This is a genomic window from Streptosporangium sp. NPDC023825, assembly GCF_040639575.1.
Lineage (GTDB): Bacteria > Actinomycetota > Actinomycetes > Streptosporangiales > Streptosporangiaceae > Streptosporangium.
Genome location: NZ_JBFAAE010000025.1, coordinates 1 through 12,506, shown reverse-complemented (window position 1 = coordinate 12,506; position 12,506 = coordinate 1). Strand labels below are relative to the sequence as shown.

8 protein-coding genes are annotated in these 12,506 nt (G+C 72.8%); 3 read left to right on the top strand and 5 right to left on the bottom strand.

What is annotated here, in order from left to right:
- Nucleotides 1-9 precede the first annotated feature (9 nt).
- Both AB0G15_RS22150 and AB0G15_RS22145 read right to left on the bottom strand, forming a co-directional pair.
- Nucleotides 10-1,455, bottom strand: a complete 1,446-nt coding sequence (locus AB0G15_RS22150) for an MFS transporter (protein ID WP_362842689.1) — start codon at nucleotides 1,453-1,455, stop codon at nucleotides 10-12.
- Nucleotide 1,456: 1 nt separating this feature from the next.
- Entirely contained in the window at nucleotides 1,457-2,614 is a 1,158-nt protein-coding gene (locus tag AB0G15_RS22145) for a serine hydrolase domain-containing protein (RefSeq protein ID WP_362842687.1), read from the bottom strand.
- 143 nt (nucleotides 2,615-2,757) lie between these two features.
- On the opposite strand from AB0G15_RS22145, the gene sigJ reads away from it, so the two are divergent.
- The 3 genes from sigJ to AB0G15_RS22130 all read left to right on the top strand — a co-directional run bounded on the left by sigJ (nucleotide 2,758) and on the right by AB0G15_RS22130 (nucleotide 8,606).
- Nucleotides 2,758-3,642 (top strand): RNA polymerase sigma factor SigJ, encoded by an 885-nt coding sequence (gene sigJ, locus AB0G15_RS22140; protein WP_362842684.1) that lies wholly within the window; start codon nucleotides 2,758-2,760, stop codon nucleotides 3,640-3,642.
- A 30-nt stretch (nucleotides 3,643-3,672) separates the two neighbouring features.
- Nucleotides 3,673-3,897: a hypothetical protein gene (locus AB0G15_RS22135; protein WP_362842681.1), complete on the top strand. Its 225-nt coding sequence runs from the start codon at nucleotides 3,673-3,675 to the stop codon at nucleotides 3,895-3,897.
- 251 nt (nucleotides 3,898-4,148) lie between these two features.
- Nucleotides 4,149-8,606: a molybdopterin-dependent oxidoreductase gene (locus AB0G15_RS22130; RefSeq protein ID WP_362842678.1), complete on the top strand. Its 4,458-nt coding sequence runs from the start codon at nucleotides 4,149-4,151 to the stop codon at nucleotides 8,604-8,606.
- Nucleotides 8,607-8,676: 70 nt separating this feature from the next.
- Here AB0G15_RS22130 and AB0G15_RS22125 read toward each other — a convergent pair whose 3' ends face one another.
- From AB0G15_RS22125 to AB0G15_RS22115, 3 genes are all read right to left on the bottom strand, one after another.
- A complete protein-coding gene (locus AB0G15_RS22125; RefSeq protein ID WP_362842675.1) occupies nucleotides 8,677-9,486 on the bottom strand; it encodes a maleylpyruvate isomerase family mycothiol-dependent enzyme in 810 nt (269 codons plus the stop codon).
- 182 nt (nucleotides 9,487-9,668) lie between these two features.
- Nucleotides 9,669-11,240 carry an MFS transporter gene (locus tag AB0G15_RS22120; protein ID WP_362842672.1) on the bottom strand — a complete coding sequence of 524 codons (1,572 nt, stop codon included), beginning with the start codon at nucleotides 11,238-11,240 and terminating at the stop codon, nucleotides 9,669-9,671.
- Nucleotides 11,221-12,506: thioesterase domain-containing protein (locus AB0G15_RS22115; RefSeq protein WP_362842669.1), on the bottom strand; the 1,286-nt coding region annotated here is incomplete at its 5' end. The genes AB0G15_RS22120 and AB0G15_RS22115, both read right to left, overlap by 20 nt.

The window sequence follows — 12,506 nt, the reverse complement described above, 5'->3', positions numbered from 1 at the left end:
GATTCGATCTCATCCGGGTGTGCCGCCGAGGACTTCCGGCGTGGGCTCGGCGTCCCGGCTCGTGGGCCGGGGGCGCAGGAGGAGGACGGCGGTGAGGATCGCGGCCAGGTAGAAGCCGCCCGCGCCGAGCATGCCGGCGGTGTAGCCACCGGTGAGCGCGTCATGCAGGGGCGTGCCCTGTGGCCGGCTCGCGATGGCGCTGACCGCGACGCCGGCCAGGACGGCCAGGCCGAGGGCGCCGCCGATCTGCTGGCTGGTGTTGACCAGGCCGGAGGCGATGCCCGAGTCGCGTGGCGCCACGCCCTGGACGCCGCCGACGGTGGCGGCGACGAAGCCGATGCCCAGGCCGATGCCGCCGGCGAGCTGCGCGGGCAGCAGCACCAGCAGAGGGTTCTGGTCAGGGGCCAGCAGGCTGAACCAGCCCATCGCCGCGGCGGCCACCGCCATCCCGGTCACCAGGACGATCCGGATGGAGGCGCGGGCCTGCAACCGAGGGCCGAGCACGCCGGAGCCGAGGCCGATGCCGATCGCGAACGGCAGGTACGCAAGCCCGGTGATCATGGGGGAGTACTGCTTGATCGTCTGCATGTAGAGGGTGAGGAAGTAGAACGTGGCCAGCTGCCCGGCGCCCATGAGCAGCATGACCAGGTTGGCGCCGAGCCTGCCGCGATCGGCGAGCACGCCCGCGGGCAGCGTCGGGCTGCGCGCGCCGCGCTGGATGAACGCGAACGTCACGAGCAGCGCCACGGCGACCGCGCCGAAGGTCAGGGTGAGCCCGTCGCCCACGCCGTGGGACCCGGCCCGGTTGATCGCGTACACCAGCGCACCGAGGGCCAGGGTCACGGTGGCCGCGCCGGGCAGGTCGAGACCGCCGCGCTCACGCGTGCCGGGCACCAGCGCGAACGTCCCGGCCAGGACCAGCAGCGCGATGGGCACGTTGACGAACATGATCCATCGCCAGCCCAGGTACTCGGTGAGCGCGCCGCCCAGCAGCAGGCCGGCGACCGAGCCCAGACCGCCCATGGCGCCGTAGACGCCCAGCGCCCTGTTGCGTTCCGGTCCGGCGGGGAAGGTGTCGGCGAGCAGGGACAGCGCGGCCGGGGCGACGATCGCGGCGCCGGCGCCCTGCAGGACCCGGGCGGCGATCAGCACGGTCCCGTTGCCGGCCACGCCGCCCAGCAGGGACGCGGCCAGGAAGACGACCAGCCCGGCGCGGAACAGCCTGCGCCGGCCGAACACGTCCCCGGCGCGGCCGCCGGCCGGCAGCAAGCCACCGAAGGCCAGGGCGTAGGCGGTGAGCACCCAGTCCAGGTCGGCCTCGGGGATGCCGAGCCCGGTTCCGATGACGGGCAGGCCCACCGTCACGATCGTGCCGTCCATCACCATCAGCAACTGCGCGGCCGCGATCACCAGCAGCGCCAGGCGGCTGTCGCGGGTTTCGGAGTGAGAGGTCATGTCAGCTCCCGCCGGAGGCGGTGGCGGCGCGGTGGACGGCGGCGGCGAGCCGGTCGTGTTCGGGATAGGACCAGCCGAACCCGAAACGGCGCCGCGTGTAGCCGAAGGCGATACCGGTACGGGGGTCGGCGAAGGCCTCCGAGCCCGCCGAACCGTCGTGGCCGAACGCGTTCGCGCTGAGGAACCCGTACCGCAGACCCTTGGCCTGGAACCCGAGCGCGTAGTTGCCCTGCTCGCCGCGGACCAGGTCACCGCCGGTGGAGTGCAGCATGGAGAACTCGCCGACGCTGTCCGGGTCGAGCAGCGCCGGGCGTCCGCCGATGCCCCAGACGGCCGCCGCGTACAGCCCCGCCAGACCGCGCGCGCTGCCCACCCCGCCGGCCGACGCCTGGCCGTTGGCGCGGACGGCGCGGCTGTTGGCGAAAGCCACCTGGTCCAGCGGCGGCGTGCTGTTGAGCCCGTAGCCGATGCCGAGAACGCTGTGCGGACCGGGCACGTCCGACCAGAACGCGGCCTCCTGCTCCGGTGTCGCGGTCCACCACCGGATCGGCCGGAACCGCTCCTCCTCGGCCTCGGGCAACCCCAGGTAGAGCTCCAGCCCGTACGGAATCCGGATGCGCTCGTCGTAGACCTGCTGGAGCGACCGCCCGGTCACCCGCCGGATCACCTCGTTCACCAGCGCGAACGAGACGAACCCGCCATAGCCGTAGGCCGAGCCCGGCTTCCAGTACGGCCGCTGCCCGGCCAGGCGACGCGCGATCACCGCGTCGTCGGCCAGCTCGGCCGCCGACAGCCCTCCGTCGACGCCGATGACGCCGGAGCGGTGCGTCAGCACGTCCCTCAGCGTGATCGCGTCCTTGCCGGCGGCGGCGAACTCCGGCCAGTGCCGGGCCACCGGCTCGTCCAGGTCGAGAACCCCCTCCTGCACCAGCAGCGCCGTCACCAGCGTCGCGGCGCCCTTCGTGGAGGAGTAGACCCCGGTCAGCGTGCCGCCGCTCACCTCCTCCCCTGCCCACAGGTCGACCACCTGCCGGCCGTGCACGCGGACGGCGAGCTGGGAGCCGCCCTGGCCGTCCTGCTCGGCCACCTCCGCGGCGAACGCCTCGCGCACCTGCTCGAAGCCGTCCGCGACCGTTCCGTGGACATCCGTCCTGCTCATCGTCGGCAACCCTTCGTGATTGAGTGTCGGTCGCCGGCATGACGGACGGTCCGGAGAGAAGGTGACCGGGTGCGTTCGCGGTCACCTTCCGCTGGTTTGATGCGTCAGTGTTCTGACGTGGCCGAGATGAGAGGAATGCGACCGTGACGACCCATGACTTCCTGGCCGACCGGTTCCAGGGACACCGCCCGCACCTGAAGGCGGTCGCCTACCGCATGCTCGGCTCGCTGAGCGAGGCCGAGGACGCGGTCCAGGAGGCGTGGCTGCGGCTCGCGCGCTCGGACTCCGGTGACATCGGCAACCTGGGCGGCTGGCTGACCACCGTGGTCGGCCGGGTGTGCCTCGACATGCTCCGCACCCGTAAGGCCCGGCGCGAGGAGTCGCTGGAGGACCGCCTGCCCGATCCGGTGATCAGCCGCGCGGATGCCGTCGACCCGGAGCAGGAAGTGCTGCTGGCCGACTCGGTGGGGCTGGCGCTGCTGGTCGTGCTGGAGTCCCTGACCCCGGCCGAACGGCTGGCGTTCGTGCTCCATGACATGTTCGGTCTGCCGTTCGAGCAGATCGCGCCCATCGTGGACCGCACCCCGGTGGCGGCCAAGAAGCTCGCCAGCCGCGCCCGCCAACGCGTCCGCGGCGCAGCCCCGAATCCCGACCCCGACCTGGCCGATCAGCGCCGGGTGGTGGACGCGTTCCTCGCCGCAGCCCGCGGCGGCGACTTCGCCGCGCTGGTGTCCATCCTCGACCCCGACGTGGTGCTGCGCGCCGACGGCGGGATGCTCGCCGGCGGCATGAAGGTCATCCGTGGCATGGCGGCCGTAGCCGGACAGCTCGCCACCTTCCAGCGCATGGCCACCGGCGCCGCCACCCACCCGGCGCTCGTCAACGGCCTCGCCGGCCTGGTCAACACCGTCGACGGCCGGGTGTTCTCCGTCATGAGCTTCACCGTCGCCGACGGCAGGATCGCCACGATCGACATCCTGTCCGACCCCGACCGGCTGGCCCGGCTCGACCTCACCCACGGACAGTGATCCGCGTGGCCGAACCCGTCGAGCGCGTGGATGATCAGGATCAGCCCGTACTGGCTCGGGGTGCACGAAGCCGTGATCCCCGGCGAGGGCGTCCCCGATCCCGCGGAGATCGCCTGGCACGGCTGGCTGACAGGCACCGAGCTGCGACGATCCGTGGAGAGGCGACCGTTCGTCCCGGACGGTCAAGAAGCCTTCCGCCGGTATCTCGCCTTCGGGGGTTCCGGGCCGGCGAACGGCGCTCCCAGGGGATCCTGAACCACGGTCACGGCCCGCTCGCCGCGCCCGGCACGACGCGCGGGCGTGCCCCGGGAGCATGGCCGAGAGAGCCGCGCGTGGCCGGGGGAGATCGGCGGTTAGGCGGATGTAACAGCCGAGCGCGAACATCTGTGACATCTACGTAACGCCTGTTTCTTATGTTTCCGTCGTTGGATCCGCCCGATGCGGCTTTGGCGTTCCCGCTGTCCGGCGGAGGACGTCAGGGGCCCCTGCTCAGGGAGAAGGGACCTATGGCGGCGTCAGAGAAAGTGAAGACGGTCTGCTCGTACTGCGGCGTCGGCTGCGGGATCGTCCTGGAGGTGGACGGGCGGCGCCGGGTCGTCAAGGCCTCCGGTGACAAGAGTCACCCGGCCAACGCCGGCCGGCTGTGCACCAAGGGAGCCACCACCGCGGACATGCTCGCCGCCCCCGGCCGCCTCGAGAGCGGGCTGGTCAGGCCCGACCGGGGAGCCGAGCCCGTGCCGGCGAGCGTGGACGCGGCGATCAGCGAGACCGCCCGGCGTCTGCGGCAGATCCTGGACGAGCACGGGCCGGACGCGCTGTCGTTCTACGTGTCCGGCCAGATGACGCTGGAGGCGCAGTACCTGGTCAACAAGCTCGCCAAGGGCTTCGTCGGCACCAACCAGATCGAGTCCAACTCCCGGCTGTGCATGGCCAGCGCGGGCAGCGGCTACAAGCTGTCGCTCGGGTCGGACGGCCCGCCCGGCTCCTACGAGGACTTCGACCGCGCCGACCTGTTCTTCGTGATCGGCGCGAACATGGCCGACTGCCACCCGATCCTGTTCCTGCGGATGATGGAGCGGGTCAAGGCCGGGGCCAAGCTCATCGTGGTCGATCCCCGCCGCACCGCCACCGCCGACAAGGCCGACCTGTTCCTGCAGGTCAGGCCCGGCACCGACCTGGCCCTGCTCAACGGGCTGCTGCACCTGCTGGTCGAGGGCGGCCACGTCGACCACGAGTTCGTCGAGCGCCACACCGACGGCTGGGAGGCGATGCCGGACTTCCTGCGGGACTACCCGCCCGAGACGGTCGCCGCCCTCACCGGCATCCCCGAGGACGACCTGCGCCGGGCGGCCGAGTGGATCGGCGCGGCGGGGGAGTGGATGAGCTGCTGGACGATGGGGCTCAACCAGAGCACGCACGGCACCTGGAACACCAACGCGCTGTGCAACCTGCACCTGGCCACCGGCGCGATCTGCCGTCCCGGCAGCGGCCCGTTCTCCCTGACCGGCCAGCCCAACGCCATGGGCGGGCGCGAGATGGGCTACATGGGGCCCGGCCTGCCCGGCCAGCGTTCGGTGCTGGTGGAGGAGGACCGCCTCTTCACCGAGGAGCTGTGGAACCTGCCGCCCGGCACCCTGCGCACCGACGTCGGGCAGGGGACCGTCGAGATGTTCTCGCGCATGGCCGAGGGCGAGATCAAGGCGTGCTGGATCATCTGCACCAACCCGGTCGCCAGCGTCGCCAACCGCAGGACCGTCATCGCGGGCCTGGAGGCCGCCGAGTTCGTCGTCACCCAGGACGTCTTCGCCGCCACCGAGACCAACGCCTACGCCGACGTGGTCCTGCCCGGCGCCATGTGGGCCGAGACCGAGGGCGTGATGGTCAACTCCGAGCGGAACCTCACCCTGCTCCGGCAGGCCGTGGAACCGCCGGGGCAGGCGCTGCCCGACTGGCGGATCATCGCCCGCGTCGCCTGCGAGATGGGCTTCGAGCACGCCTTCTCGTACGACAGCGCGGAGGAGGTGTTCGAGGAGATCAAGCGGGCGTGGAACCCCAAGACCGGCTACGACCTGCGGGGCGTCACCTACGAGCGGCTGCGCGAGACCCCCGTCCAGTGGCCGAGCCCGCCGGGCGGCGGTGACCGCAATCCCGTCCGCTACCTCAACGACGGCACCAGCCAGGCACCGCTCACCCTGCCCGACGGCAGCCGCCCGCGCCTCGCCTTCGCCACCCCGAACGGCCGGGCCGCCTTCTTCCCCCGCCCGCACCTGCCCGCCGCCGAGCTGCCCGACGACGCCTACCCTTTCGTCCTCAACACCGGCAGGCTGCAGCACCAGTGGCACACCCTGACCAAGACGGGAAGGGTCACCAAGCTCAACAAGCTCAACCCCGGGCCCTTCGTCGAGATCCACCCCCGGGACGCCGCCGAGCACGGGATCGGCGAGGGCGACCTGGTGGAGATCGCCTCCCGGCGCGGCAGGGCCGTGCTGCCCGCCCGGCTGAGCGACCGCGTCATGCCGGGCAACTGCTTCGCGCCGTTCCACTGGAACGACCTGTTCGGCGAGTACCTCAGCGTCAACGCGGTCACCAGCGACGCCGTCGACCCCGTCTCCTTCCAGCCCGAGTTCAAGGCGTGCGCGGTCTCCCTCACCAGGGTCGCCTCCGAGGCGTCCCCGGCCGCTCCGGAGACCGCCGGGACGGCGGGATTCCCCGCGATCTCCGAGCAGGCCCGGGCGATCGCCTTCCCCGCGGGGCCGCAGTACACGGTCCCGGAGTACGCCGGAACGGCGCCGGAGGCCGCTCAGCCCGCCCGGATCGCCGCGCTGGCCGACCTGCTCGGGGTGGCCGACCTGACGCCGCCGTCGCTCGCCGACCACGAGCGCCGCTACATGGCCGGTTTCCTGTCCGCCCTCGACAGCACGGCATCCGTTCCCGACGGCGCGGCATCCGCCCCCGGTGGCACGGCGTCCGCCGGCACGGTCGTGCCGGTCCTGCCGGAGCACGCGCCCGTCGATCCCGCCCACGCCCTGTGGATCAACGGGGTACTGGCCGGGATGTTCTCCCGCACCCTCGCGCCGCCGCCCCGGCGCGAGACCGGCGACCCGGTGCCGCCGGCGCGTGACATCGTCGTCCTGTGGGCCTCCCAGACCGGGAACGCCGAGGAGTTCGCCGCCACCAGCGTCGACCGGCTGACCGGCGCGGGGCGGGCCCCCCGGCTGGTCAGCATGGCCGACTGCGCCCCGGACAGCATTCCCCGCGGCGCGGACCTGCTCGTCATCTCCAGCACCTTCGGCGACGGCGAGGCCCCCGACAACGGCGTCGGATTCTGGGAGGCCCTCATCGGATCCGGCGCCCCCCGGCTCGACGGCGTGCGCTATGCCGTCCTCGCCTTCGGCGACTCCAGCTACGACGACTTCTGCGGCCACGGGCGACGGCTCGACCAGCGCCTCGAGGAGCTGGGCGCCCAGCGCATGGCCCCCCGCGTGGACTGCGAGCCCGACGACCATTCGCGGGCCCTGGGCTGGCTCGAGCAGTTGCTCACCACCCTCGCCGAGCCTTCCCCGCCCTCCTCGCCTTCCCCGGCGGGTCCGGCGGGTCCGGGGCCCGAGCCGGCGCGCACGGGCCCCGGATCGACGCCGGGCCCCGGGCCGGCGTCCTCTGGTCCCGGGCCGGCGTCCTCCGGTTCCGGGCCGGCGTCCTCTGGTCCCGGGCCGGCCTTCTCGGGTCCCGGGCCGGCGAAGCCGGCACTCCCGAGCCTCGGGCCGGCGTCCTCGGGCCTCGGGCGGACGCCCCCGGCTCCCGGGACGACGTCCCCCAAACCTGAGCCTGAGCCCGAGCCGGGGACGGGGTCCGGCAGGGCCGCGCCGTTCAGCGCCCCCCTGACCGGTAACCGGCTGCTCAGCCTGCCGGGATCGGCCAAGGAGGTGCGGCAGTTCACCTTCGACACCGGCGGCGAGCTGGCCTACCAGGCCGGTGACGCGCTCGGGGTGCTGCCGGTCAACAGCGCCGGCCTGGTCACCGAATGGCTGGCCGTGACCGGTCTCGGCCCCGACGACGTCGTCGAGATCCCCGGCCTCGGCCCCGTCCCGTTCGGTGAGGCCCTGCGAAACCACCTGGAGATCACCAGGATCACCTCCGGCCTGCTCAGGTTCGTCGCCGAACGTACCCGCGACCGCGATCTCACCCGGTTCCTGCGGTCGGGCAACGGGGGAGAGCTGGCCAAGTGGACCTGGGGCCGCCAGGCCGTCGACGTGGTCGGCGAGCTCTCCGTCCGGGCCACGGCCCAGGAGTGGGCGGACGTCCTCAAGCGCCTGCGGCCGCGCCTGTACTCCATCTCCTCCAGCCCGCTGGTCGACCCCCACCGGGTGCGCCTGACGGTCTCGGTCGTCCGCTTCGACAACCCGCGCGGTACGGCGCGCAACGGGGTGTGCTCGTCCTTCCTCGCCGACAGTCCCGAGCACGCCTCCGTGCCCGTCTTCGTCCAGCGCAACAGGCACTTCCGCCCACCGGCGGATCCGGCCACCCCGATGATAATGGTCGGCCCGGGTACGGGCGTCGCGCCCTTCCTCGGTTTCCTGGACGAGCGCCGGGCCCTGGGCCACTCCGGCCGCAACTGGCTCTTCTTCGGCGAGCAGCGGCGCTCCAGCGACTTCTACTACCGCGACGAGCTCAACGAGTTCTACCAGGGCGGGCTGCTGACCCGGCTGGACCTCGCCTTCTCCCGCGACCAGCGTGCCAAGGTCTACGTCCAGGACCGGATGCGCGAGCACGGCGGCCGGCTCTGGTCCTGGCTCCAGGACGGCGCCCACCTGTACGTCTGCGGTGACGCCAGCCGGATGGCCAAGGACGTCGACCGGACCCTGCGCGAGATCGCCACCGTCCACGGCGGCCTCGGCGACGACGAGGCCGCCGTGTACGTCAAGCACCTGGCCACCAGCAGGCGCTACGTGCGCGACGTGTACTGATCCTCGCCGTTCGCGCGGCCGGGCCGAGACTGCCCGCGAGCGGTGCGGCCGGGCCCGGTCCGGGCGGTCGTCAGAAGCCGGGGAACACCCGGCGGAGGTCGTCCAGGGTGACGCCGTCGCCGGTGACGGTCGCCGACGGCGGGGTGTGCTCGGGGGCCAGCCTGCCGCTGAGCAGGCGCGCCCAGGCCTCGCTGGGAAGCGCCAGGGTGACGTCGGCCGGCTCCGGGGCATCGCTGAAGCCGACGGTCTCCCCGAGGGTGAGTCCCTGGAGGTTCTCGGGGTCGGTCGTCTCGACCCGGAGGGTGGTGGCCAGGCGCGGGTCCAGGCCGTCCGGCCTGCCGATGAAACCGATCAGGAAATCGAGCGGTCCCGCGTACAGGTCGGTCAGCACCCCGGCGGCGTCCCGCCCGACGGTGGCCTTGGGGTCGAAGGCGACCATGACGTCCCAGGCGTGCAGGGCGGCCTCGTTCAGGCGCATCCCGGCCACCAGCGCGACGCTGCCCGGCATGGGGAGGAATCCCAGCTTGATCTGCAGCCGCTCGCGGGCGCCGGCGTCGAGGCTCTCGAACGCCGAGACGATGTCGGCGTCGGCGGCGAGGAAGTCCTCGGCCTGCTCCTCGGGCTCCTTCGCGTTCCAGCGGTCCCACACCGGGTGGTTGAAGTCCTGGCCCGGGGCCTCCTCGCCGTCCTGCGCCGCGCGCAGCGTCGCCAAGGCGATCTCGGCGCCGCTGCCGAGGTGGCTGAGCACCTGGGCGACGCTCCACTCCGAGCAGCCGGAGGGCCGGGTGAGGTCGGCGGCGTCCAGCCCCCGGACGAAGGCCGCCAGCTCGTCGTGGGTGGTACGCAGAGCCGCGATGGTCCTGTCGGCGAGTGTGGTCATGGTTCTCCTACCGGGTGGAAGCGGGATGTGAAGGACGATGGCACCGTAGGTCGCGCGATCGAGCCGGGCGGCCGCCCAGGGCATTCCCTCGGCCGTGCCCGCCCCCTTGCCCACCATCATCCTCTCCCGTACCGGCACCCGTCCCCGGTGGGGTCCGGGGACGGGTGCCGTCGCACGGGCGGTCAGGTGCCGGGAATCTCCTTCACCTTCGGGATCGGGGAGGAGACCAGCAGCAGGATCGGCAGGATGGCTCCGGCGATCACCGCGAACAGGATGGCCGGGCGCAGGCCGAGGGTCTCGCCGAGCAGGCCCGCGCCCAGGGCGCCGAGCGGGGCAGGGATCAGCCCGAGGGAGTAGATCGTGCCGATCACCCTGGCCTGGAGGTGCGGCGGGGTGATCGACTGCACCAGCGTCATGTTGCTGACGAAGAAGACCTGGTTGCTCGCCCAGACGACGAACTGGGAGAGGCCGAGCATCCCGGCGGCCAGCCAGACCGGCCCCGACGCGAACGGCACCAGCAGCAGCGCGCAGTTGCCGACGACCGTGCTCCACAGCAGCGTCGGGCCGATCCCCATGCGGCGCATGGTCCGCACCGACAGGGTCGCGCCGAGGATGGCGCCGACGCCGCCGGTCGCCATGACGATGCCCACCCACTCCACCGGCAGGTCGGGGCCGCCCCGCAGCAGGAACAACACGTAGATCGACTGCATCGCGCCCATGACGAAGAACGAGTACAGCCCGCTGGCGATGGCCAGCGGCCGGATCATCGGCTGGTCCATCACCCACCGGAAGCCCGCCCAGATCGCCCGGTGCACGCTCACGGCCGTCTCGTCGTCCGGGGTGGGCACCTCCTCGCGCTTGCGGATGAGGAGGACGGCGATCGCGGAGAACAGGTAGGAGAGCACGTCGATCATGATCAGCAGTGGCGCGGCCACCACCTTGATCAGCGCCGCCGCCGCGCCGGGCCCGGCGGTCTGCGCCAGCGACTCGCTCAGCTGCAGCTTGCCGTTGCCGTCGCCCAGGTGCCGCAGCGGGACCAGCGACGGGAAGTAGGAGCGGTAGGCGACCTGGAACAGCACCGACAGCAGGCTCAGGACGAACACGACCGCGTACAGCACCCCGAGCGTGAGGCTGTCCATCACGTACAGCAGCGGCACCAGGGCGAGCACCGCGGCCCGGCCCAGGTCCGACCAGATCAGCACGGGCCGCTTGCGCATCCGGTCGATGTAGACGCCGAACAGCAGGAACCCGAGCATCGGCAGCCGGATCAGCGCCCCGAGGACGCCCATCTCGGTCGCGCTCGCGCCCAGGGTGACGACGGCGATCAGCGGGATCGCCACGTACGAGATCTGCGAGCCGAACTGGGAGAGGGTCTGGCCGGTCCACAGCCGCAGGAAGTCCTGGTTGCGCCAGAGGCCGTCGTCGCCGCCGGTCCCCTCGGGCCGCTTCTCGCCTCCGGGGGCGCCGGGATCCCCGGACTCCCCGGGCCCTCCGGGGCCTCCCGAGCCCTCGGAGGTCTCGGGACCGCCGGAGGCTGCGGGGGTTTCCGGGGCTGCGGGAGTTTTCGGGACTCCGGCGACCGGGGCGTCCTGGGGGACGTCGAGGACCTCGGGGCCCGCGGCGGGCTCGCCGTTCCCGGTGCTCCGGGTACCGCCGGCCGTTCCGGGCGCCCCGGCCGTCGCGGTGCTCCCGGTGCTCCCGGTGCCCTGTGGCGGCCCCGCGCTCTTGGGGCTCTCAGTGTCCGGTGACGCCATGGTCGATCCAACTCCTCAGCTTGGCGGCCGCCTCGGCGACCAGGGGTTCGAACAGGATGACCACGCGCTCGCCGGGAATCGCCTCGATCGCGAGGTTCCCCTTCACCACGCCGCTCCAGCCCAGATCGGGCCGGTCACCGGCGGGGGCGAACAGCGCCACGTCACCGTCGTACGGCTCGTGCCGGTAGCGGCCGACCGCGTGGGCGTTGGCCCGGAACACCCGCAGGAAACGCCGGGCCTGCTCGACGTCGGCGGTGTCGGGCGCCAGCCGCCGCTCCCGCCCGGCGGCGGCGATGACCGCCATCAGCATCTCCTCGGGGTCGAGGCAGGCGAACTCCGCGGTGTCCGTCTCCAGCGGCCCTCCCGCCAGCGCGTGGGTCATGAGCGAGGCGTCGTCCTCCAGCGAGCTGGTGATCACGGGCTCGTCCGCGTCGGAGTAGAACAGCACCAGCAGCGGTACCTCCTCGCCGAGGTCGCGCAGCCGCCTGGCCATCTCCAGCGCGATGTTCCCGCCGATGCAGAACCCGCCCAGCACGTACGGCCCGCTGGGACGGACGGCGCGCAGCCGGTCGACGTAGTCCTCGACCATGTCGGCCATGGTGGTGTGCGGGTCCTCGCCGGGCGCCAGGCCGCTGGCCGCGATCGCGTAGACGGGCTGGTCGGGGCCGAGCCTGCGGGCCATCGGGTGGTAGCGGAAGACCTGCCCGCCCAGGGCGTGCACCAGGACGATCGGGACGCGGTCGCCGTCCGCGTTGAGCGTCACCACCCGCTGCTCGCCCAGGTCCTCCGGGCGGCGCAGCACGTCCGCCAGGCCCGCCACGGTCGGCGAGGCCAGCACGGTCGCCACGGGCAGTTCCCTGCCGAACTCCTGCCTGACCCGCACGGCCAGCCGGAGCGCCAGCAGCGAGTGCCCGCCCAGGTCGAAGAAGTCGTCGAACACCCCGACCATGGGGACGTCGAACAGCTCCTCCCAGATCGCCGCGACCCGCCCCTCGACCGGGTCTCTCGGCGGCACCCTGAACTCGTCCGCGCCCGTGCGGCCGGGGGCGGGCAGGGCGGCGCGGTCGAGCTTGCCGTTGGGGGTGGTCGGCAGGGCGTCCAGCACCACCCACGCCGACGGGATCATGTGCTCGGGAACCCGGACGCGCAACCGCGCCCGCCAGTCGACCGAGGCGTCACCGGTGACATCGTCGGCGGCGCCGTCGATGTGTGGGTGGTCGGTCCCTTTCAGCAGGTCGCGGACGTAGCGACGGGCCCGTGGAACAG